Here is a 22,545-nt window from a genome sequence, read left to right as displayed (position 1 = left end):
CATGGAATTGGAAGCAGTCATAAGAATCTGGCAGCAGATCAAGATCAAAGCCCAGTATCTGAGAGGAAAAATCGCCTCTCAGATACTGGGCTTTTGATTATTGAACGTCATTTGGTTGGGTGCTTACTTAAGGCCAACTGGTGTTGAAGAATAAATGTCTCATTCAAAAAGACCTCCACGATAGGAGGTCTTTTTGTCATGGTTAGGCGATTTGTTGACAGATGTGCTTAAAGAAGTTTGGGGACTTCAACAACCGATAAATTCGCAGAAATAGTGACACATGATGTCATAACCATATCTTATAATGTCTAGGTAAATGATTGAGGGACACAAATTAGGAGGTTGGCTGCAATGACATTACAGCGAGTTTGGTTAGTCGAAAAAAACACTGGCAAGTTCATTTCAGGCTATCAGTACGATGCTGGCAGCTTTAGCTTTGGCTTGGTCCCGACAGAAGACCCAAACCAGGCAATCAGCCTCGTGACAGATCACAACCGGCAGGAAGAATTCCAAGTCCGTCTGTTTCAGGCGTTGGCCCGCCATCCGGCAGCTGGCTCGGATGTCATTTCTTTTATGGATACTGTGACTGCCTTTGAGCTGACCTGCCGCACTTGTACGCTAGTAAGCAAGAATGTGGCAGATGATGCTTTGCAGCTGCATAACACAACCCAACTGATTGGCGGCGCACATTATGAAATCGATCCATTTGGCGCTGATCAGCAACTCGCCAAGTATGACAACCGCTGTGTTGATCTCGATCGAGACATTGCCCAGCGACAATTTCGCCTGCTTGATGCCCGGCTGTGTGTTGATTCACAAACCGGTTTATGGTATCCAGGAATTACGGTTGACACCCTGCCTGAACCGTTTTTCTGGGTGCTGCCTGATGCTTATATGGGTTGGGCACGTATAATTCGTGATCAAGTAAGTTTCCCAATCGATGTCTTGTTTACAAAGGATGAAGAAGGCCGGGCCAAGGTGCTGATGTCCGATGTGTATTCAAAAGGAACACATGATGAAATCAATTGAACAGGAAAATGAATATCCAATTCGGATCCTTAATGAAATGCTTTCCTTGATGCGCGGCGCGAAGTTGACCAAAGCCGAAATCACCGACAGGTATCAAATCACAACCCGTACATTCTTTCGAGATATGGGCCTGATTAAACAAGTCGCCGATGAAAACGGTATGTCTCTAACCCAAAATATAGGCAAGTATCAATTAGAAGCTTCGATCGATGCGAATCAGCTGACCATGATTGCTCACATCTTGTTGGCAAGCGGCACGTTTACGCCGGCTGAAAAAGATACGTTGCTTACGACCTTGATCAGTGCTTTGTCACCGTCGCGCCAAGTACAGGTGAGGACAATGCTGGCAACAGCAAATAAAGCCTATCGTTCTCACAATCAACCCGCTGACGTGATTTATGTTTTTGAAAAGCTCAGCCAAGCGATTGCTTTGAAACAAGCCGTTACCTTCATGTATCGTTCGACGCGAAAAACCACTTTGCAAAATGATGAGCGGACGCATACCGGCTTCCCAGATTGCCTGTTTTATGATCATGGCAATTATTATTGTGCGATGTATGAGCATAGCAAACCAGGGTCGCAGCAAAATCATCAAAATCATTATGCCTTATACCGACTTGATCGATTTTCTAAAATCGAAAGGTTACGGGTTAACACCAGTCTCATCCCCCCGCACCATTATGATTTAGCGGCCCATCGCAACAACACCTACCTCTTAAGCAGCGGCGAGATCGTGCAAGCAGAGTTCTATTATCGCCGCTATCCCTACTTGGTGGCAGATGCTTTTCCCACCGCAAAATTTGATAAGAAGCCGCATCAACAAGGAACCTTCGTCACGATTCCTCAGGTCAGGCTTTCCAGTATTGTGCTGTGGGTATTAAGTCAAGGTACCGCCGTGACAGTGCTCGGGCCGCAAAAGCTGAAGGATAAAGTGCTTGAACAGGCTGCCGGCGTTATTAAACTGTATGCTGAAACTGATGATAATGGAGGACCTGCAAATGTCATGGATCAAAATTAAATTCTATGCCCTTAGTAAGCAGTACCCGCTCAGCGAACTCATGGCAAACATTACGGATAATTTTGCAATGGAATTCGATGACGGCATCTATACCAAATTAAGAATTGATGCTGCATTCCCTGCGACCAAGCGCCATGCGGCCAACGTGATATGCACGATTACTTGCGTCGATATTGATGAGGATTTTGCCGATTTGGATGTTCATCTCTATAATATGACTGACGCTTATCCGATTGAATATAACGAGTTGGATGAACACGAAAGCTTTGAGTGGCGCTCGGGAGAAATTGACGAAACGGAGGACGGTGACAATGGTAACAATCGAAGCGATTAAAGCCGCGTATCAAAAACGGTATTTTGCCTTGGGCCTGAAGCTGCCGGACCATGTTGACGACATTGTGTGGCAATGGCTGGCCCAAGAAATGGCAGCCGGCCATGGCATGCCTTTGCAGCTGCCTGAGGGCCGGTCGATTCGTTTTGTGCCTTTTTTCGACCAATCTTTGCATGAAGAAGCGCTGCCTGAGGAAGAAGATTATCCCGATGATGATTATGGCGGTGATTATTATGAGGACTACAGCGATCGTTTGCAGGAGTTATACTGGGCGGTTCGCAACTGGGAGCGTCCTCATCAGAAGTTGCCTCCTAAGCTGACCCTACAATCTAGCGGCTGGGTGAGAAGTTATGACAACTGGAACTTGAATAAAGCCATCAAAGCATGTCAAGAAACGGGTCTGATGGATGCCAACGGACACTACGATAAGGAACAAGCATTCCAGAATTTCTATCATATGGTGATTGGTTCTAGACTACCCACGCCTAAAAATGGTAAATTCGAGACGGGCATTTTTCCAGATATTAAGGAGGTGGTAGCTTGTCTTAAAGCTAATGACACAGCTTTTTGCTTCCTGCCGGATGATTATACTGCACCTGAAGTTTCAGGACAGCTGTGGCTGCCGCATTATACGACAGCTTATTATTACACCAACGGCAAGAAACACGGTGTATGGCCGATACTGAATATGTATAGCAGACAAAATTGATACCGAGTTGAAGTAATTACAGACATATCGTGTAGGAGAAAAATTATGACACCAGAAGAATTTCGGAAAAACAATGAATTAACATATGATGAATACAAACGGGTTCGCGAGACATATCCGCATATCGCCAGCTTTGCCTATTGGCCAAATGGCTATTACATAAGTGAGGTTCAGCGGAAAATCATGCAAAATATCGAAATCCCAATTGTCGCCAAGAACGAGGAAGACTTTAACGCGCGACTGCTTGGCCAAGTGCAAAAAGGCGTCATCATTCTAGGCTTGAATTACGGGGATCGATCTTATACACCCGCCAATAACGTCCTTAAAGACGAAAAAATGTCAGTGACCGATCGCTTAAAGAAGCTGACCGCTTACTATGACTTGCAAAATCAGTATGCAGGTAACAATCAAAGTAAAGCATTTCCTTCAGAGTTTGTTACCCATAATGGCCATACCTCAGTACTAAGCGGCGCTTATATGACCGATTTGTTCAAGTTTAATGCTGACGAAAATGGCAAATGGCTTGCCACTGGCATGGCAACAAAAGACGCTGGAATGCTAATCGATTATCTCAAGGAACATCCAGAAGCTGTTGATTATAATATTCAGGGCCTTCAACATGAACTGCATGAGGTGCTGGGCGCTGGGGAGCAAATTGTGTTTATCCTGCTTGGCGGAAAAGTGCAACATTATGCTCCAAGCATTCAGAAAGCTTTCCCTCAGGCTTTGTTGTTCAATTATACCCATTACGCCGCATGGCAGACCTCCAAAGAAGCTTTTGCAGCCGAAGCCGATAAACTTAATGACGCCGTGGAAGCGGCAATTGCAAAGTGGTAAATGAGTGTTGTTGCTGATCGGGCTGGCTACTGACAGTCTCAACATTTCAAAACGTCCCACAACCGTTGACAAGCACGACTGCAGGACGTTTTTGTAAATCAGTTAACTGGATGATCTCGACCACCAGCCCGAGGATAGCAACAATCGAGCTGTCAAACGCCAACATCAACAACGGGAGTCAATATTGTTGCAAATTACGAGGAAGTATATGCCGCCTTGTCTTTGAACACCATTGGCAAGGATGATATAATGTACATATAACAAAGCGGTGTGCTAGCACACACCGCTCCTGCAGGCCGCTAAAGACGGCTGGCATTCATACTTTAACAAGGATCGTCTTAGTCACTCTGCCACGAGTTTACCGACGATCTTTTTTGCTGTCTTCTGTTAGCTTGATGATCTCGACCACTAGCCCGAGGATGGCAACAATCAAGCTGCCAAACGCCAACATCAACGTGATCGCATCAGTAACTGGAATCAACAAGGCACCCCCTTTCACTAAGAGTTTGAAGGTCCACCATAGGCGACCACCTCACAATGTGATTGGATTTGCCAACCGTCATCAACTTTCTGCTTTGTTATTTTACCATACAAGCTTTCGTCTGGGCTATCTATCAACAGATCATTTAGTTAAAGTGTGAAAGTTCTGCAGCACCTGATATACTAGAAATATGGAAAACTATTGGGTACGAGTTGGCTGCACGATCTCAAAGTGTTCAGCAGTGACAGCCACTAATATTATTGTTATTTATAACACCTTTTATAAGGATCGAAAAACGGGTGTCCCCCAAGAGAGACGCCCGTTTTTGATGATTTTGCAAATATTGCTAAGTCGCGACCTGAAACTATCCTAATCCAGATTCAGAAGGACCGAGGCAGCGTAGGCGCGCGGGGAAAGCGGCGGTCAGGCCGTGAAACGTGTGACGTCCAGGAAGACTCGCGTACTTTGCGAGGCTTGCTCGACGTCACCCGCGGCAACTTTTGAGATTTGCAAGGCGAGCCGCAGGCGAGTGCAAAGCTCAAAAGTTAGGCGTAAAACACGCGCACTTTGCGTGGTTGGAGCCGGCCGCACAGCCTGCGCCGCCGCTTTCCCCGCGCGCCGAAGCTGCCTCGGTCCGGGCCCTAGCCGCTGTGGGCTTCGTCGAGTTCCACAAAGCAACGCGAGTGCAATTAGCTCAGGCCATCTTATACCCATCTCTAAATGCGGGCTGTTGCGCTCTGGGTTTTCGTCGAGCTCCGCAAAGCAACGCGAGTGCAATTAGCTACGTCCCCGCACTCGTGGCATAGTGCGCCACAAGCACGAGGGCTAGGCTAATTGACTCGCTAAATTCGCTTTGCTGCGCTCTGGTTATCGTCGAGCTTCGCAGCCCAACGCGGCGTGATATAAGTCGTGACGCCGCTTGGGCAAAGAACGCCCAAACGTCATCCCGCCTTATATCCACCGCTGAATGCGGGCTGCTGCGCTCTGGTTACTTTAATAAATACTTGGCGTCAAATTCTGGGTCGTAACTGGTCAAGATCTTAGGCCCATCATCGGTAATCACGATCGTGTGCTCGTATTGGGCGCAATCGGAGCCATCAGCAGTCACGTAATATTCCCAGTCTTCATTCGGTACCTGCTTGGCGGCGATCTTCCAAGTCCCAGTGGTGATCATCGGTTCGATGGTGATGGTCATGCCGGCCTTCAAGCGCAAGCCATGGCCTTGTTCGCCATAATGCGGAACGTTGGGGCTTTCGTGCATGGTCGGCTGAATGCCATGACCGATCAATTCGCGCACGTCGCCGTAGCCGTTTTCGTCTTCAGTGAAGTGTTGGATCGCATAGCCCACATCACCTAAGCGATTACCCACTTGCGCCTGGTCGATACCCAAATACAAGGCCTTCTTGGTGATTTCCATGAGCTTGCGCCGTTTGTCGGAGATCTTGCCCACAGCATACGTGCGGCAGGAATCGGACATGTAACCTTGCCAGTTGACCACTGAGTCAACCGACACGATGTCGCCTTCCTTAAGCATCAAGCCTTTGCGCGGGATGGCATGGGCCACTTCATCATTAATGGAAACACAAGTGGCGTAGTTGTAGCCTTCGACCCCTTTTTCTTCAGCAGTTGCACCATGGGATTCGATCCATTCGTTGGCGAACTTCTCGATTTCCCAAGATGAGATACCTGGACGGATGATGTCTTCCAGCTTCTTATACATGCCAGCCAGAATCGCGCCGGACTTGGCCATGCCTTCAATTTCTCGTTGTGATTTAAGAGTGATCAAAATGTGCACTTCCTAGTTTAGTATTGGTCTCTTAACAAGTTTAACACAACTGATAACAAAAAAAAGCCGCGCATAGACGCGGCTTTCACGGTTATTTCACAGAATCGACATAACGCTTGAGGCCATCTTTCAGCGGCGTGTGCGTCATGAACCCAAAGGCATTGATCTTGTCGACATTGGCATAAGAATCGCGAATATCGCCGACGCGCGCCGGCTGATAAGTCGCTTGCAGCGTTTTACCGGTGAGGGCTTGCAAATCGTCGGCAACTTGTTGCAAGGTGGTTTGTTGGCCGTTGGCGATGTTGAACACATCGGCGACGGCTTCTGGCGTGTGCAGCAAGCCGATAATGGCCGAAACCACATCCCCGACAAACACGAAATCGCGTGTTTGCTTGCCGTCGCCGAAGAACGTGAATGGCTTGTCGTTCATCAACGCGTTCATGATGATAGACAGCACCCCAGAATACGGGGAAGCCGGGTTTTGCTTAGGGCCGAAGACATTGAAGAAGCGCACCGTGACAAAAGGCAGCTCATACAAGCGTGCATAGTTGATGATCGCGCGCTCAGTGGCGTATTTGTCCACCGCATATTGGGTCAACGGATCTACCGCCAAAGTCTCGACTTTCGGCAGCGTCGGGTTCTCGCCGTAAACCGCCGCAGAGCTGGCAAAAAACAGCTTCTTTAACGGAATATGTTCGCTGCGAATGGTTTCAATGATGTTGATGTTGGCTTCTTGGTTGATCTCATGGGTGAAATACGGCCGCTCCACAGAGTCAGCAACACTGGCGATCGCAGCCAACAACACAATGTAATCAAAGTGTTCGCTGCGCAACAAGTCACTCATGAAGGCATGATCAGTGATACTGTGAACGAGCAGTTGGACTTTGTCGCTATCCGGCAGGTTCTCTTTGAGCCCCATCGAAAGGTCGTCAACCACCACGATCTGATTATCACCTTTCACCAATTCATCGACTAAGTTAGAACCGATGAAACCGGCCCCGCCAGTCACTAAGTATTTTGCCATGGGATAATTCCTCCTCTTGTGCGCCCCTGCGCTCACTTAAATATACTACACCGCGCGCTGGTGGTGCAATTGCTAGCGGCAAGCTTTAGTCAATGTTATAATGGGCCAATAAAGTGTACACAAGGAAGGTAATCCAATGGTCAAAGCAGCAATCGTTTATGCCAGCATGACTGGCAACAACGAAGAAATCGCCGGCATCGTCGAAGAAGAATTCGAGAAATACGGCGTAGAAGTCGACACCACCGAAGTGTCGCAAGCTGACGCAGAAGACTTTGAAGACGTTGATATCTGTGTCGTCGCCACTTACACCTACTCCGATGTCGGTGATGGCGTCTTGCCTGATGAAGCCGTTGACTTCTTCGACGACCTCAAAGAACTTGATCTCAGCGGCAAAGTGTATGGTACCTGCGGCTCAGGCGACAGTTTCTATGATGATTTCTGCACCAGTGTTGATGACTTCGCCAAAGCTTTTGAAGAAACCGGCGCGATCAAAGGTGCCGAATCGGTGAAAATCGACTTGGCGCCAGAAGACGACGACATCAAGAAGCTGGAAGTTTTCACCAAGGCATTGGTGGACAAGCAAGCAAGTCTATAATATTGAAGGTCGCGTCTGCAGGCGCGGCTTTTTGTTTACCAGAGCGCAGCAAAGCGATTTTAGCGGTGGATATAAGGCGGGATGACGCAAAGGCGGGTTTTGCCTTGGCGGCGTCACGACATATATCACGCCGCGTTGCTTTGCGGAGCTCGACGATAACCCCTCGGCGCGCGGCGAAGAATTTAGTCAGATAAAGCGTGCACAAGCTAATTGAGCGTGATATATTTAACGTAAAGGCGGTGATCAAATGATTTATGATTATGATGTGACTTTAGATAATGGTGAGCAATACAGCATGGCCAAGTACCGCGGCAAGCCGTTGGTGATCGTTAACACAGCGACCAAATGCGGCTTTGCCCCGCAGTTCAAGCAGCTTGAAGCCCTATATGAACGTTACAAAGATCAAGGCCTCACGATCTTGGGCTTTCCTTCCAACCAGTTCAAGCAGGAATTGGCTGACGGCGCCCAAGCAGCTGAAGCTTGCCGCATGACTTACGGGGTTTCCTTCCCGATGCATAGTATGACGGTGGTCAACGGCGATGACGCCGCACCCCTGTTCAAATACCTCAAGCACGAAGCCCCAGGCGCTTTAGGCGAGTCGATCAAGTGGAACTTCTGCAAGTTCTTAGTCGACCGCGACGGCAACGTGGTGGAACGCTTCGCCCCCAAGACCAACCCTGAGAAAATGGTACCGGCAATCGAAAAGGTACTGTAACACACAAATGGGCCTACCTGCTTCGTATTGGAAAATCCAATGCGAGGCAGGCAGGCCCATTGTGTTATTGAAGGCGTTCGACTTTATCCACCGGTGACGTCATGCGCGTGGTCACCGCGCCGCTGCCCAAGGGTTCCAGCACAAAATAACCAGAAAGGCCAATGACCGCGGCCATGTAGATAATCGGCAAGGCAACGCCATCCCCGCGCAGCGCCGCGTCGTCGTTAACGCGCAACATGGTGCGCTTGGCGCCATCGATCGTGATGCGATAACTGCTGCCGCTGCGGGTGATCATGCGATACACCCCATCTTCGGTAGCCATACTCAACCCATCAGCTGGATCAAAAGGAATCCGCGATGCTGGTGCGTCAAACTCAGCCGCTTGATCGCGCAGGCGTTCAAGATCCGTGCGCTGGTCGGCGCTTTTGCTGATCAAGCGGGTGATTTCGGCTTCGGGGATATGCTTGATCAAGGTTTCTTGGTTATCGATCAAGGTCATGATGTCGTATGAATGCGACTTGCCTAACATTTCCAGCGAGCCGCCGAAATCGGCGATGCGAATGGTGCCAATGCGCTCTTGTCCGCCTTCTGGCCAAGCCACAACATCCCCAACGCGGTATTTCATGGGTGGCAGCTGATTCATGGGTTTGTCCTCCAGAATTATGAATATAGGCCCTCAACGCGGTTATCAAATGGAACTTACCAAGTATTTAATAAAGCAACATCATTATACAAGCCTTAAAGACGTCTTGATACCCTTTTGTTGTCTCTTGCAACGGGTGAAAACTAAGTTAAGATGCTTTCAACAGAAAGTTCTATTCACTCAATGTGAAATTTTCTTCAGTGCACTATTAATCAATGCCCCAGCCCCAATCACTCCCGCCTCATTTCCCAAGGTAGCGAGTGTCACCATTGTGGCCGAGTCATCACCGGCAAAGACATATCGTGGAATTGTCTGCTGAATACCTTGTAAAAAATAGTTTCCTCCAGCCGCCATTCCACCACCGATGACGATTGACGCGGGATTTAAAATATTGATCAAATTACCGACAAGCCACCCCAAATATTCACAAACTTTCTTCACAACCTCAATAGCTAGTCGGTCTTGTTCAACACTGGCCAAGCGCATAATTTCTTTACTGGATATCGGCTGTCGTGAATTAAAGGCTTCTACCAGAGATGACGAGTGTGGATATGTTTTTGCCATTCTCCGCGCAAGTCGCACCATACCATTAGCACTAGCAACAGTTTCTAAACATCCAGTATTACCGCAACTACATTGAAATTGATTCCCAGGTACCACAATATGGCCAACCTCACCAGCACATCCAGTAATTCCAGAATAAATTTCACCGTTGATGATGATGCCAGCACCAATACCTGTCCCCAGGGTAATCAACACCATGCTTTTGGCGGTTCGAGCAGAGCCAAAGCTAGCCTCCCCCAAAGCAGCAACATTCGCATCATTTTCTACCTCGACCGGAACATGTAAACGTGAGCGAATTTGCTTTGACAATGGAACTGATAACGGCCACCCGAGGTTGAAGGCTTTGAGAACGGTGCCATCTTTGGTGTTAATATTACCTGCAACACCGACACCAACTCCAACTAACACATCTTGATGATCCGCCAGTGAAGAAATGTGAGCGTGAATAGATTCGCAGATATCCGCCACGATTGTTTCCCCGTGATCTTGAATACGAGTCGGGATTGTCCAAGCTGTTAATTCACGCATTGATCGCGTGAAAAACGCCATCTTGGTCGTCGTGCCGCCAATGTCAACTCCAGCAAGCAATTCTGCCATTACTAATCCTCCTTTCGGTCGTACTGAGGAATTTCGAGCAACAACGTCTTAATTTCTTTCGGGCTAAAATGGACTGTTAGTCGCGTCCCGGCAACATTTCGACCAAACAATAACTCCTGGGGTTCATCTAATAGATTACCTGAATAAATTGCATCAACGTCCACCTTTAACAGAGCCTCAGCATTCATCTCAACACCGTTCGCTTGAAACAACCTGACACTAACAAAGCGTTGCGAATCAGTAACTTTGACGGCTTCGACAATAACACCCGTGGCCATTCCATCAATAGCGATAGGTCCTTGCACCGCTATATTTGAATGTATAATCTGCACTGGTCGGTTTAATTGATATGCTGCCGATTCAATTACAAGATTGTGATCATCCCCGGCATGCGGTAACAGTGAATAAGTGAATTCATGTTTACGCTGGTCGATGTGTGGTGCCGGGTAATTAGCACTTCTCAATAGCGTGAGATAAATATGATGATCATGGATTTGATGGCCATATTTACAGTCATTTAAAATTGCAACTCCACAGCTACTTTCAGACAAATCTGCCCATTTTTGAGCACACACCTCATACTTAGCCTTCTCCCAGCTTGTATCATCCGTTGTTGGTCGATGTAATTTACCAAACTGAATATCATAGGTTGCTGTACCATTGTTTATTGTAACCGGAAAGCTGACCCGCAATAGCTTATGATTTTCGTGCCAATCGATAGACGTTTTGAAGTCAATGCGCGGATTATCTCGATAGACAATGACATCTTGAATAAACTGTGAATGTAAAATCTTTTTTCTGATTCTAATAGTCGTTTTGAATGCATTGTTTGAGACACATTCGAACGTCGCCTTGTTCTCAATTGGGTTGGGGTGGTTAAGTGTCTCTGCATCAATATTCCAAGCTTCATACTCTGCCGGATAGTCATAATAGAATAACAGTTGATTTCCCTTTTCTCCTGGTGCAATCATCTCGCGCTGCCCCAACGCCTTCACTCGAAGTGATGTGATTTGACCGTACTCGTCAAACACAATCTTGTACCGTTCGTTATCGAGCTTGCCGTTAATAAAAGTGGACAAGGAGGTATCATCAACTTCCGCAAAATCATTCACTTTGCCAGTGATACTCGATAATCCCGGCACCGTTACAACCACTTGCTTCCCCTCAATATTAATCAGCTCGGTCCTAGTAAAGTTCGTACTGTTCACGATACACCAGTTGTTCGTACGTTCTTGGTTGTTCAACGCCAAGATCTGTTCATCGCACAAACTTTCAGCAGTATCATATCTCACAATAGCCTCATCATGCACTGCTGTAACTGAACTTCCAGGCAGAATATCGTGAAATTGATTGATCAACACCAAGCGCCAAGCTTCATCCATCTGGGCATGCGGATACGCAGCAAGTTTATGAGAATAGTTCGACGACAAAATAAACTCAGTGTCTAATAATTTCGTCTCCATCTGTCTGTTCCGACGCTTCAACAACGCATCATTCGTTAATGTCCCACGATGCGTTTCTAGATACAACTCGCCGTGCCACTCGGCCGGGTGCTCAACGACAGCCAACTGCCTCTCTAATTCATGGAAGAAGTCGCTTGGCTGTGCATTGATGACGACAGGAAATCCTTTTAACCCACGCGCATATAGTTGCTGTGCAACTAGCATTTTCTCCGTAGGCCCACCCCCACCATCACCAAAACCATACAACTGCAGAGTAACGTTTGATTCGGCCTGATTTTGATATCGCGTCCATGTTCCCATTACTTGTGAGGCATTCATCCGACCGTTATACGTAGTGCCTTTCTGATTTGACTCTGAATAATCAGAAGTGGTTAACAGATGTGCCAACACTTTTGACCCGTCAGGTCCATACCAATAGAAACTGTCATTTGGTAACCGGTTTGTGTCATTCCAATCCATTTTCGAAGTAAAGAAATATCTCAAGCCAGTTTGGCACATAATCTGTGGTAAAGTTGCCGGAAATCCAAAGCAGTCAGGTAACCATAGTATTTCAGATTCCCTACCGAACAGCTCCTTGAAACGGCGTTTTCCAAGTGCAATCTGGCGCACCAATGCCTCACCAGTTGGCATGTTGACATCACTTTCAACATACATTGCACCTTCTGGCTCCCAGCGGCCTTGAGTTACAAGTGCTTTGATCTGAGCGAACAATGTTGGTTCGTGCGCTTTCACAGCCTCATAGAGCAATGGCGTGCTAGACATAAAAGTCATCTCTGGAAAACGGTTCATCAGATAAACTGCATTAGCAAAACTGCGAACAGCTTTTTCTCGGGTCTGCTTCAATGTCCACAACCAACTGATATCAATATGGGTATGACCAACAACGAACTCTCGAGGTGATTCTTGATCCAAAGAATAGAGTTCTGGACGAAAACTAAGATTCTGGCAAGCAATCACTTTATCCATAAGCTTTTGCTGTCCGAACCAAATTGATTGGATTCGACGAAGTGTCTGTTCAATCAAACGGTAATCCTGGTGATGCTTTCCCAAGACTGTTAAAGCTTCAACCAGACTACGCACTGAGTGATACAAGCGATAGACTTGTTGATTACGTTTTGCATATCGACAAGTAACGAAAACATCTGGCTTAGGCGTGTTGGTGTAGATATTCATCAATACGTGAACCTTGCCGTTTGATGGCAAGACAACAAGATTATGATTCATATCCAGTGCGCGAACAACACAGCCATTAACAGAAACAATGAACTGCGGATTATTTGTGTTCCACATGTCATTAGCGTCCGTAACCACCTGCAAAACATTTTCAAAGGGCAACTCAACTGGATCAAGAATTGTATCCCAAACCACTTGATAATGCGTATCTAGATTGCCAATGCCATCTCTTGACTGTAGGCGCGAAGCCTCGTTTGGGATTTCCTGATGCCATTGATAATAATCACAAGGCATATAGCGGAGATTCTTAACCGTTCTGGCCTCGACGATGATGTTCTCCGAAATTGCTCGGCAAAGTCCTTCAAACATGAAATATCTCCTTTATTACTCGACTTTCTCATCAGCAAGCTAGCGCAAACTCCCTTGCTTAATCTAGATGCTTATACTGCATTAACGCGCAAATCATCATTGCTTGCCCATACGCCATTGGTTGAATCACAATATTTTTATAATGTTCAGCCGTCTCCCCAATCGGAGTACCAGCTGACACACCTTGAACGGTGCCGTCTTCACCAATGGTTGCCAGCAAAGACGCCACCGCATCTTCGGCCAACTGACGATATGCATTAGTGGGTAATAATCCCATCTGCATACCCATCAACAGGCCTGCCACAATTCCGGCAGAACCAGATGTCTCAATGTAACTAGTTGAATCATTCAAGATGGTGTGCCACAAACCAGTATCATGATCTCGGAGGCTCATTAGCGCATCAATTTGAACACGGTACACCCCCTGGAGATACTGTTTATCTGCTTGGGATATTGATGCCTCTGCGATGTTTAAATACTGTGGAATCGCCATGGTCATCCAGGCATTCCCTCGGCACCAGAACAGTCCGTTAAAGTTCGAGCGGCGAGTAAAATCCCAACCATGATAGAATAGCCCAGTCGGTCGGTCGAGCAAGTATTTAAGATGTAGCAACACTTGATAGTGTGCAACGGCTTGCCAATCATTACGATGATATTTGCGAGCCATCTTGGCAATAAAGAGGACTGCCATAAACATGGTGTCTGCCCAGATTTGATTTTGGTTGCGGTGTAACTTATCTTTACTGTTCCCGGTCGTGGTGTGTTCAATGCCATCCTCATTGGTACGAGGTAGATCATTTAACAATGTTATTAACCATTGATTCGTCAACGGTTCAAACTCCGGATAATCCATTAACGTCTGCATTGGACACATCGTATTTACATTTGGAATTGGCAATCCGGCAGCAGTTTGTCTTCTTGCCCAACTACAGATGTAGTGTTCATACGCCGGTCCTGCATAGCTAAGACCAAATAGGCCCACCCCTTGCGGCCAATCCCAATGCCCCATACCAAAGTCACGGGAGAAAACTCCAATAGCCGTTCTATCTTCTTCAGATAAATCGTCATACTTGTGTTGACCAGCAGCTTTCAAATGAATAAGTTGCTCGATTACCAAGTGCAGTTTGTCATCGATTTCATCCAAGTTTCGTTTCACAACATGTGCTCCCTCCATTTATGTTTCGGTGCTCATCATCGACTGATGAAAGAATCTGCTCAACACAATTACCCTTTATCACCAGCTGAAATATTGTTATTTACAATGTACTTCTGCAAGAACATGAAGATGATCATCACTGGAATAATCGAAATGACAGATGCTGCAAGAATAGAGTTCCAATCAACCCCATTCATGCCGATAAAGTTCTTGATAGCAATCTGAATCGTATACTTCTTTTGATCAGATAAGACTAATAGCGGCAGAATATAATCATTCCAGCGCCACATGAAACTGAACAATGCGAGTGTGATCGTCGTCGTTCGGGCTAACGGGAACATAATTTTGCGGAAGGTATACATCTCCCTTGCACCATCAATACGCGCAGCCTCAACGAATGAAAAGGGAACCGATAGATAGAACTGTCGATACATGAAGATACCCGTCGTCGTCGTAACTACTGGAAGGATGACCCCCCAGATATTATTGTATAATCCCACAAAACTGATTACTGTAAATTGTGAAACCGTCAGCGTCTCCCCTGGAATCAGGGTACCTAATAGAAAGATTCCAAAGATCAAGTTCGTATAGCTTATATTACGTCGGTAAAGTGCTAACGCATAGCCACACATCGCACTAATTGCAAGCGTGATAGCGGTGCCAACAACAGCCAGAAAGAAGCTGTTGTATATATACGTCATAAACCCGCCTTTCATGACGCTCACATAATGCTCTGCAGTAAAATGTTTTGGAAGCAACGTCAATGGATAATGGAAAAGTTCACTGGAAGGCTTGAATGAGCTAAACACTAACCAAATAATTGGAAAGACGATGAGTAATCCGCATATTACACTGATCAAAGTCAGCGCGATGCTGGTTTTTTGTCTTTTCATGATTTACCCTCTCCTCCTTCATTAAACTTGAATTGGATGTATGAAATTACCGCGAAAACTACCATGATGACTGCGGACATGGCAGCGGCATACCCGTACTCAGACTGGTTAAATCCTTTGTTGAAGATATATTGAATGATATATGTGGTACTTGTACCTGGTCCCCCTTGGGTAACCCCTTGAATTAGCGCATACTCTTTCAGAAGATTAACAGAACTTAGCAAAGTGACTAAGAATGTTGTTGGTGCCAATAGTGGCACTGTGATTTTTGTAAATCGTTGCCAAGGCGTTGCTCCATCAATTTCCGAAGCTTCGTATACATCTTCTGAAATACTGTTAATCGCCCCAATATAGATAATCATATAAAAACCAGTAGAAGCCCAAGTGCTGGCCACTGATATAACGAATGTTGCCAAAACGGGATGCAACCCCCACTCCACAGCCTTGCCCCCAAGGGACGTAATCAAGAAATTAACCAGGCCATATTCCTGAGAAAACATCCAGTTAATAGTGATGCCGACAACTAATGATGACAGGAGAACGGGCAAATATATCGCGGTTCGTGTCAACGTAGTCCACTTAACTCGTTTGGAGGTCAATAACCCCGCCAAACCTAATGGCAACAGCACTTTAAAAGGCATATTAACAATGGTATAAATCATAGTAATCCCTAATGATTTATAGAATGCACGATCTGTCAAGGCTTTGACATAATTGTCCAACCCAACCCAGTCCATTGTTTTCCAGCCATCATAATTGGTAAATGAGAGATAAATGTTCAGAAGTAATGGGATCATGAAAAAGACTAAAAACAGTATGCCACTGGGGGCAATGAACATCCAAAATGCTCTTTTCAGACGGCGATTTTGAATTTTCGAATACATGATTCGGTCACCTTTTTTCTATGTTGACGGTAAGTATCGAACGGATTCCATTTGATAAAAAAGCCAAAGCACTTGTGCTTTATCCCCTGCGGGTCAGTCACACGGCTTTGGCTACAATCATTATTCGATCTTCCAGCCAGACTTTTCGCTCAGGCTCTTGGCAAACGTATCCAAAGTTTGCTTGGCAGTTACTTCACCGCTAACAGCATTCTTAATGGCATCACGGTATTCATTATCCAGCCAAGTCCGCCATTCAGACTCTTCATCAACTAGGAATTGCTTCGAAACATTGCTCATCTCGTCATGCATCAACTTGTAATCAGCATCTGTTTGTGCATCATTTGACTTGTAATCCCAACCCTTAATGAAGGATAGGCCATGATCATTCTTAATGTATTCCAGATAGTTGTCTTTCTTGTACAACCACTTAATAAAGCTCAAGGCTAGCTTACTATTTTTAGCATCTTTCGGAATTGCAAGGCCTGCACCACCAGTGATAGCTGATTGCTGCACGGATCCTTTTGGAGATGGCATCACCGCGAACTTAAAGTCAGAAACTTCATTCTTCAATTGCGTATAGCTCCAAGAACCTGACATATAGATACCAACATCACCATTCTTGAAATAATCAAGAGGGTTATCACTTGAACCGCCAGTCCAGATTACTTTAGGCATAACACCTGATTCATTGGCTTTGACAAACTGATTCAGGGTTTTGACGTTTTTGTCACTATTGATCGCGACCTTAAACTTCTTGCCGCTTCGTTCAGTCATTGACCCACCGTTGCTGTACATCAGGTTATCATAACGTGCACGCGAGAAATCTACCGCCAAGCCATACTTAACGCCACCGTTCTTCTTCAACTTAGCAGCGTTTTCGTATAACTCGTTCAAAGTCCACGGATCGTTCTCAGACGGAACTGCAATTCCCGCCTTCTTAAAGGCATCTTTGTTGACGTAGTAGCATGTAATCGTGTACTGATTTGGGACCTCTAATACCTTGTTGGTGTTGTAGTTTTGGCTCACAATCTTCAACGCTGTTTGATCAAACTTCGTTGTATCAATTTTCTTGGACAGGTTGACGAATTCATCAGGGAATAATTGAGTCAAGAAGGTAGTCGAAACCAAGTCTGGTACATCATGGTTTTTGACCATGGACGGGAATTTTGTGCGCTGGTCATCGTATGGAATGACAATCTCGTCAACTTTATTACCACTCTCTTTAGCCCATTTCTGTAATGCAGCGTTCAACGCATCGCCTTTTTCAGGTTCTTCTGATAGCAGAATTTGCATTGTTTTGCTATTACTGCCGGACTTAGACGCGCCACTCGACTTACCACATGCGCCAAGCAACAGCAATGCGACACTCGCCAATACAACCCCGGAAGCTTTCCATATGGATGATTTTTTCATTTTTCCTTCTCCATTTCAGATTTCGAGTCAATTTGCTCAATCGTCGGTGTAAAATCGCAAGAATAATCTACAAGGGTACCGTTCAACTTTAGATCGTCTGAAAATTCAAACATTCCTAGCTGTTTATCCCGTACGGTCAATGTACCGTTCTCAAAACGTATTAACGCGTGCTTGGATGCATTTACAAAATGGGCAAAGTCTCCATCTAAAGACTTGCAACCCAGACGTAACATAACAACCTGTTCTTCACCGGAGACCCTCACTTCTCGACGTGTAACCGCACCATATTGCGTAATCGTAAACGGATTGGTGAAATACGCCGCAAGATAAGCGGTTCCCTTTCTAATAAAGATAAAGTTGTCATCCTGCTCGATACTATCAAGGTCCCAGTATGGTAGGTAGAGATGAATATATTTATAGTCGCTCTTCTCCAATGAATAATGCATGAACAGATAGTTATTATATTGGCGTGCAACTGGCATGAAGTCGTTTCCAGCCCAGAAACTCGGTCGATTGTTCCCACTGTATGCGGCTTCGCCTGGGTTATTCACCCACAACATCGTACTGTCACCTAGCGAGATATTCATAATGTGTTGCTGATGCCCTCGTTCGAAGGCACGATAATTGATAACAGAAGCGAGCGAATAGCTTGGCGTCTTATAAAGATAGGTATGAGCACGACTGGCACCTTGCAAGTACTGAATTCTCAAAGGCAAAGCACCTGGCTGAGAATTGAACAGGTTCACCAAATCCGACGGTGGCTGGTAATCAGACATGGCAAACAGTGCCCCGACACGCAAAGAGTTGTTGAAATACCCGTTGCCCCATGCAATCTCAGCCAAGCTAGACAGCTCGCCTTGCTGCATTGCCTTGAGGTTATGCTCGTAAACCCGTCCATAGGTGGATGCTAACGTCCCACCTTGATAATTCATTGCAATGATCCTGAAAGTATAATCCAGCGCCCGTTTACTTGCTTGACGAATATCATCGTCTGGTGCGCTTAGATATAAACTAAAGAATCCAATCAGATCAATCGGTAAATAAGTTGTTGAATTCCATTCTGAGAAGCCAACTTGTTCAAAATGTGTGAACCAATCAAGCAACCGTTGCTTACCTAGTGCGGCTTGGTCGGCTCCAGTACGATGACTAACGCTGAATACTTCATTAGGGTACAGAGAACCTGCAAGATATTGGCAACTGTGGAATAACAATGCATGATTCTCACTAAAATACCACATTACGTCGTTTCCGGGCTCGTCGATCCAGTATCGAAAGTTTAAACATAATCTCTTCACCGTCTCAGCAAATTCATCTGGAAATCCCTTTGGAAACGCCCGAAAGCAAGCAATCAACGGCGTTAGGATGAAATCTGCACAATCCCCCTTATCTTCAATTAGCTGAAACGCCGAGTGGTATTGCGTCAATATTTCATTGGTATCTTCTTGTGAAAGCATTCCAATCTTGGCTTCGACAAGTGCAACGTTAATATCAGGGAGCGTCAATTCAGCATAATACGCAAGCGCTTGCAATTTTCTGGTTTGTAAATGGGCTCCCGAGATAATCGATTCGAATTTTGACTGGTCATATAGTGAACAGGTCAAAGCTTTTGTTAGCCATGACTGATCTGACATCTCGATACCAAATTCAACAGTTGTTAACCCTGCAGTTGGGATACTTTCAACAGTACCAATCTGAAAGCTCGCGTCACTGCGGTGAATTTCAACGACCGTATCCGGGACCTCGAAATCTGTGATATCACCATCTTGCGCGTCATCTTCAATCAATCTATTCCTCGGATTAAATCTGACTCGTACCGTATATGACTTACGACGATTGGCCGACGGTAATTTCACTGTAACTGGCCCTTTCTTAAACATGTCGCGTTCAAAATACATTCCTGCCAACAGTTTCTCAGCTTCATGATAAAGCCGACTGTCACAAGGTAGTGGAATGAAACCTTTTAAGGTTACATCATTTTCATTCTGCAAATCGAAGTAATAACTGACGTCACGTTCAGCTAAGTCTTCCATGTAAATGACAACTTCGTTACTGCCACCCATCAACGATAATTTAAAATGTGCGCTAGAAGCGGTGTTACGGGTATACGGTGAGAACTCGAATTGTCGCTCACCATTGACCCAAATTATCACCGCACCACACGTTCTAATCTGAAAACTGTAACTTCCTGATGCATTAACTTGAAGATAAGTCTGCAAATAAGTCATAATTTTGTGCGGAGTTGCGAACTCCGTTGAAAAATCGACCCGGTCACTTTCGAATGCAGAATAGATATTTTTAAATTCTTCATCTGGAAACTTGACGTCATCTAGCCGATTATCACGAAGAAAATTCCGTCGCACGGGATAAACAACATCGGTATAACGCTCATCAGACGCGATTGTCCCAGTCATACTGGTCTTGGGGCTTTTCACTGGTTGAGCATTAATATCCGTATAGCGAAAGCGTGTAATCTTGCCTTGTGGCGCGACAATGTAACTAATCTTTTCTGCCACCCTCTAATTTCCTCCCTTCTCTCAAAATGTATTGCTTTGGGGAGATGCCTTTAATACTATGAAACTTTTTGATAAATGTAGAATCATCTCGATATCCGACTCGGCGGGCAACCTCTTTTACTGTGTAGCCACGCTTAAGAAGTTTCGTTGACTCGATTACCCGCACATACCCAATATATGCAGCCGGTGTCATTCCAATGTGATTCTTGAAGAGTCGTGTCAGCGTTGAACGGCTAATAAAGAACTGTTGTGAAAGTAGTACTAGTGTGATATCTTCCGCGTAGTTCGCCTTAATATACGCTACGACATTCGACAAGACATCCTCTTTGTGATATGAGATGGCGTCTTTTAGGTTATCCTTGAGTAAATAGATATCATCGAGAAACAACACAACTTCTAAAAGTTTCTGTTTGAGTTTTAGTTCCTGCAAGAAGACGTCGTTAGAACTGATCCGAATTAGCTCATTTAATAAATTCAACAATTTCGTTAGTTCAACATTATTCAGCCGGACGACATTCTCAAAATTTGGAAATCGTTCCGAAAATAGCAATAGTAACTCCGGATACTGAGCTGTTGCAAAGGCTAAAAACCGCGGTTTAAATAGAATGACATAGCGTTCATAAACAGAGCCCTCAGGCACCGTGACTCGATGAAGCTCTTGCGCGTTAAAAATTGCAACCGATCCAACGTCTCCTACATACTTGCGTTCGTCAACGTAGTAATATGTTTCATGATTTAATGTTAAATGTATCTCATACCCGTCATGAAAATGTGGTCGAAGCATCCGGTGAGTTGTATTTTTCTTGTAAGAGATATCAAAGTCTCGATCCAGCAATACTAGGTCATAGAAACTAGCTTCTGGCATATTCGTCCTCCGTTTATATAGCGCTTTCATTCCATCTGTATTATAGGCAGAACAAAATCAGAAAAGTTGATGTTTTGCACAATAAAATAGTTGAAAATCGTCATCACACGGAAAATATTCTAAATTACAACAGTTTACGTCTTCAAACAGCGTTCCCGTATCTTAATTGGCACTCTGTAAATGAATTAATTAGTCCATTTTTTACTAATGTGACGTTTTTAGCCAATTTTTCAATTTGATGATATTCGTCACCTCTGCTTCAGCGATTTACTTTATAAAAAAAGTCTTCAATGCGCGAATAGTGCACTGAAGACTATGAAAGGCTTCAACCCTCACTTTATGTTAATTGACCCAAAGCTGAATACGCATATTTCCAAGCCTAAACTTAACCATGAATTACGGTAATCAATCAACACCATGGTTCATCAACTCGGACACACTGTATATCAACAGCACTGATCAGCATTAGTATATTGTACCTGGCAAATCATCATCATTGATACGTGCATACGCATACTGCTTTAACACCTGCCCTCTGATAAAGTCGTCATTTACCCTTATACATCGTTTCAACACTGTGCCAAGCAATTTCGTAAAGCAGCCAAGCGAACCCTGCATAAAACGGCTGTGCTTCAACACGGACATCCATCCCCACCAACTCGGGATAAGACATCAACCCCAAACAACCATAATCCTTATTATCGCGGTCATCATGCATCACCGCATGCCAACGCAACCAGGGGTCTTGTTCGCTTGCATCATAATGCACAACGATGTGGCGGTCGGTGCGCTTAGGCGCTGATTCGGAGGCGTTGAGCAACTCAGTCAGCACGGTTTCCACCAGTTGGGCCACTTCAAATTTCGACATCTCTTTCAAGCCGTCGGACAACACGCCGATGATATCATCCCAACGCTCTTCCCTTTTTGCGACATAGGCCAGCGCCGCCAGTGAATAGGTCTCCGGATTCAGTGCCAACACCACCAGTGACTGGTCATCTTGGGCATAGTGCTGGACCACGTTTTCTTCCGTGGGCGCTGAATCTGCCGACCAGTCTATCGTGTAGACGGTCTTCTGCTTGCCGCGATAAAGCTCGATAGCTACAATGTCTGCGTAATCGCGGATCCGCGACAAGCCGGGATCTTGGTCGTAACGATCCAGGTAGATGCCGACGTCTTTGATGCTGCTTTCAGCGTTGACGATTTCTAAATAAAAGCCTTGGGTGAAAAAGTAAGGCTTGGGTGTTTTGCCGGTGATTGGCCGCAAGACTTGCAGGGCCTTGATGGCTTTAGGGTCAAGTGAGACGACTTCGGTGTTCTCGAATGCTAAATCGACTTTGTCGGCTTTTGCATAATCAACTGAGGTGAGCTGCGCGGCTGAGTAGCAGGTTTGAGCTGCGGCCATGGTGATTTCAGAATCTTGTCCAAGCATCTTGGTTCCCTCCAAACTTGCAGGTACAGCAATCAATCTATGGCACACAAATCCCGTT

General features: G+C 45.5%; 20 protein-coding genes. 7 read left to right on the top strand and 13 right to left on the bottom strand.

Annotation, left to right across the window (positions count from 1 at the left end):
• The first annotated feature begins 351 nt into the window (after positions 1–351).
• From ACGG90_RS09935 to ACGG90_RS09915, 5 genes are read left to right on the top strand one after another with little or no spacing between them, the layout of a single operon-like run.
• Positions 352–1,029 (top strand): hypothetical protein, encoded by a 678-nt coding sequence (locus tag ACGG90_RS09935; protein ID WP_390409028.1) that lies wholly within the window; start codon positions 352–354, stop codon positions 1,027–1,029.
• Entirely contained in the window at positions 1,013–2,047 is a 1,035-nt protein-coding gene (locus ACGG90_RS09930) for a helix-turn-helix transcriptional regulator (protein WP_390409027.1), read from the top strand. Before ACGG90_RS09935 ends, ACGG90_RS09930 begins: the two co-directional genes overlap by 17 nt.
• Positions 2,028–2,381 carry a hypothetical protein gene (locus tag ACGG90_RS09925; protein WP_390409026.1) on the top strand — a complete coding sequence of 118 codons (354 nt, stop codon included), beginning with the start codon at positions 2,028–2,030 and terminating at the stop codon, positions 2,379–2,381. Before ACGG90_RS09930 ends, ACGG90_RS09925 begins: the two co-directional genes overlap by 20 nt.
• A complete protein-coding gene (locus ACGG90_RS09920; protein WP_390409024.1) occupies positions 2,359–3,087 on the top strand; it encodes a hypothetical protein in 729 nt (242 codons plus the stop codon). Before ACGG90_RS09925 ends, ACGG90_RS09920 begins: the two co-directional genes overlap by 23 nt.
• Before the next feature lie 45 nt (positions 3,088–3,132).
• Entirely contained in the window at positions 3,133–3,924 is a 792-nt protein-coding gene (locus ACGG90_RS09915; protein ID WP_390409021.1) for a hypothetical protein, read from the top strand.
• A 358-nt stretch (positions 3,925–4,282) separates the two neighbouring features.
• On the opposite strand, the gene ACGG90_RS09910 is transcribed toward ACGG90_RS09915, so the two are convergent.
• The 3 genes from ACGG90_RS09910 to ACGG90_RS09900 form a co-directional block, all read right to left on the bottom strand.
• On the bottom strand, positions 4,283–4,405 hold the full coding sequence (locus ACGG90_RS09910) for a putative holin-like toxin (RefSeq protein ID WP_390409019.1): 123 nt from the start codon (positions 4,403–4,405) through the stop codon (positions 4,283–4,285).
• A 988-nt stretch (positions 4,406–5,393) separates the two neighbouring features.
• A complete protein-coding gene (gene map / locus ACGG90_RS09905; protein ID WP_390409016.1) occupies positions 5,394–6,191 on the bottom strand; it encodes a type I methionyl aminopeptidase in 798 nt (265 codons plus the stop codon).
• 91 nt (positions 6,192–6,282) lie between these two features.
• A complete protein-coding gene (locus tag ACGG90_RS09900; protein WP_390409014.1) occupies positions 6,283–7,215 on the bottom strand; it encodes an NAD-dependent epimerase/dehydratase family protein in 933 nt (310 codons plus the stop codon).
• 136 nt (positions 7,216–7,351) lie between these two features.
• Between ACGG90_RS09900 and ACGG90_RS09895 the strand changes: the two genes are divergently transcribed.
• A complete protein-coding gene (locus ACGG90_RS09895; protein WP_390409012.1) occupies positions 7,352–7,810 on the top strand; it encodes a flavodoxin in 459 nt (152 codons plus the stop codon).
• A gap of 247 nt (positions 7,811–8,057) precedes the next feature.
• A complete protein-coding gene (locus ACGG90_RS09890; protein WP_390409009.1) occupies positions 8,058–8,525 on the top strand; it encodes a glutathione peroxidase in 468 nt (155 codons plus the stop codon).
• Between the two features lie 64 nt (positions 8,526–8,589).
• Here ACGG90_RS09890 and ACGG90_RS09885 read toward each other — a convergent pair whose 3' ends face one another.
• The 10 genes from ACGG90_RS09885 to ACGG90_RS09840 all read right to left on the bottom strand — a co-directional run bounded on the left by ACGG90_RS09885 (position 8,590) and on the right by ACGG90_RS09840 (position 22,487).
• Positions 8,590–9,168, bottom strand: coding sequence for a hypothetical protein (locus tag ACGG90_RS09885; protein WP_390409007.1), 579 nt, complete (start codon positions 9,166–9,168; stop codon positions 8,590–8,592).
• A gap of 180 nt (positions 9,169–9,348) precedes the next feature.
• Positions 9,349–10,329 carry an ROK family glucokinase gene (locus ACGG90_RS09880; protein ID WP_390409004.1) on the bottom strand — a complete coding sequence of 327 codons (981 nt, stop codon included), beginning with the start codon at positions 10,327–10,329 and terminating at the stop codon, positions 9,349–9,351.
• 2 nt (positions 10,330–10,331) lie between these two features.
• On the bottom strand, positions 10,332–13,334 hold the full coding sequence (locus ACGG90_RS09875) for an alpha-mannosidase (RefSeq protein WP_390409001.1): 3,003 nt from the start codon (positions 13,332–13,334) through the stop codon (positions 10,332–10,334).
• 58 nt (positions 13,335–13,392) lie between these two features.
• Complete coding sequence (locus ACGG90_RS09870; protein WP_390408998.1) at positions 13,393–14,490, bottom strand: glycoside hydrolase family 88/105 protein; 1,098 nt, start codon at positions 14,488–14,490, stop codon at positions 13,393–13,395.
• Between the two features lie 68 nt (positions 14,491–14,558).
• Positions 14,559–15,383, bottom strand: coding sequence for a carbohydrate ABC transporter permease (locus tag ACGG90_RS09865; protein ID WP_390408995.1), 825 nt, complete (start codon positions 15,381–15,383; stop codon positions 14,559–14,561).
• Positions 15,380–16,267: a carbohydrate ABC transporter permease gene (locus ACGG90_RS09860; RefSeq protein WP_390408992.1), complete on the bottom strand. Its 888-nt coding sequence runs from the start codon at positions 16,265–16,267 to the stop codon at positions 15,380–15,382. The genes ACGG90_RS09865 and ACGG90_RS09860 overlap by 4 nt, the downstream gene beginning before the upstream one ends.
• Positions 16,268–16,387: 120 nt before the next feature.
• Positions 16,388–17,680: an extracellular solute-binding protein gene (locus ACGG90_RS09855; protein ID WP_390408990.1), complete on the bottom strand. Its 1,293-nt coding sequence runs from the start codon at positions 17,678–17,680 to the stop codon at positions 16,388–16,390.
• Positions 17,677–20,193 carry a hypothetical protein gene (locus ACGG90_RS09850; protein WP_390408987.1) on the bottom strand — a complete coding sequence of 839 codons (2,517 nt, stop codon included), beginning with the start codon at positions 20,191–20,193 and terminating at the stop codon, positions 17,677–17,679. Before ACGG90_RS09850 ends, ACGG90_RS09855 begins: the two co-directional genes overlap by 4 nt.
• Positions 20,177–21,058: an AraC family transcriptional regulator gene (locus ACGG90_RS09845; protein WP_390408985.1), complete on the bottom strand. Its 882-nt coding sequence runs from the start codon at positions 21,056–21,058 to the stop codon at positions 20,177–20,179. The genes ACGG90_RS09850 and ACGG90_RS09845 overlap by 17 nt, the downstream gene beginning before the upstream one ends.
• Before the next feature lie 547 nt (positions 21,059–21,605).
• Positions 21,606–22,487 (bottom strand): hypothetical protein, encoded by an 882-nt coding sequence (locus tag ACGG90_RS09840; protein WP_390408983.1) that lies wholly within the window; start codon positions 22,485–22,487, stop codon positions 21,606–21,608.
• Positions 22,488–22,545: the final 58 nt, after the last annotated feature.

The organism is Lacticaseibacillus jixiensis (assembly GCF_042847315.1).
Classification (GTDB): domain Bacteria; phylum Bacillota; class Bacilli; order Lactobacillales; family Lactobacillaceae; genus Lacticaseibacillus; species Lacticaseibacillus jixiensis.
The sequence above is the reverse complement of the archived record's forward strand: the minus strand, read 5'-3'. Positions and strand labels throughout refer to the sequence as shown.

What these genes read in the sequence shown, in the direction of transcription:
- ACGG90_RS09875 (WP_390409001.1), bottom strand. Translation starts at nt 13,334, where the DNA reads ATGTTTGAAGGACTTTGCCGAGCAATTTCGGAGAACATCATCGTCGAG.
- ACGG90_RS09895 (WP_390409012.1), top strand. Translation starts at nt 7,352, where the DNA reads ATGGTCAAAGCAGCAATCGTTTATGCCAGCATGACTGGCAACAACGAA.
- ACGG90_RS09890 (WP_390409009.1), top strand. Translation starts at nt 8,058, where the DNA reads ATGATTTATGATTATGATGTGACTTTAGATAATGGTGAGCAATACAGC.
- ACGG90_RS09855 (WP_390408990.1), bottom strand. Translation starts at nt 17,680, where the DNA reads ATGAAAAAATCATCCATATGGAAAGCTTCCGGGGTTGTATTGGCGAGT.
- ACGG90_RS09900 (WP_390409014.1), bottom strand. Translation starts at nt 7,215, where the DNA reads ATGGCAAAATACTTAGTGACTGGCGGGGCCGGTTTCATCGGTTCTAAC.
- ACGG90_RS09920 (WP_390409024.1), top strand. Translation starts at nt 2,359, where the DNA reads ATGGTAACAATCGAAGCGATTAAAGCCGCGTATCAAAAACGGTATTTT.
- ACGG90_RS09860 (WP_390408992.1), bottom strand. Translation starts at nt 16,267, where the DNA reads ATGTATTCGAAAATTCAAAATCGCCGTCTGAAAAGAGCATTTTGGATG.
- ACGG90_RS09880 (WP_390409004.1), bottom strand. Translation starts at nt 10,329, where the DNA reads ATGGCAGAATTGCTTGCTGGAGTTGACATTGGCGGCACGACGACCAAG.
- ACGG90_RS09865 (WP_390408995.1), bottom strand. Translation starts at nt 15,383, where the DNA reads ATGAAAAGACAAAAAACCAGCATCGCGCTGACTTTGATCAGTGTAATA.
- ACGG90_RS09930 (WP_390409027.1), top strand. Translation starts at nt 1,013, where the DNA reads ATGATGAAATCAATTGAACAGGAAAATGAATATCCAATTCGGATCCTT.
- ACGG90_RS09885 (WP_390409007.1), bottom strand. Translation starts at nt 9,168, where the DNA reads ATGAATCAGCTGCCACCCATGAAATACCGCGTTGGGGATGTTGTGGCT.
- ACGG90_RS09935 (WP_390409028.1), top strand. Translation starts at nt 352, where the DNA reads ATGACATTACAGCGAGTTTGGTTAGTCGAAAAAAACACTGGCAAGTTC.
- ACGG90_RS09840 (WP_390408983.1), bottom strand. Translation starts at nt 22,487, where the DNA reads ATGCTTGGACAAGATTCTGAAATCACCATGGCCGCAGCTCAAACCTGC.
- ACGG90_RS09845 (WP_390408985.1), bottom strand. Translation starts at nt 21,058, where the DNA reads ATGCCAGAAGCTAGTTTCTATGACCTAGTATTGCTGGATCGAGACTTT.
- ACGG90_RS09915 (WP_390409021.1), top strand. Translation starts at nt 3,133, where the DNA reads ATGACACCAGAAGAATTTCGGAAAAACAATGAATTAACATATGATGAA.
- ACGG90_RS09925 (WP_390409026.1), top strand. Translation starts at nt 2,028, where the DNA reads ATGTCATGGATCAAAATTAAATTCTATGCCCTTAGTAAGCAGTACCCG.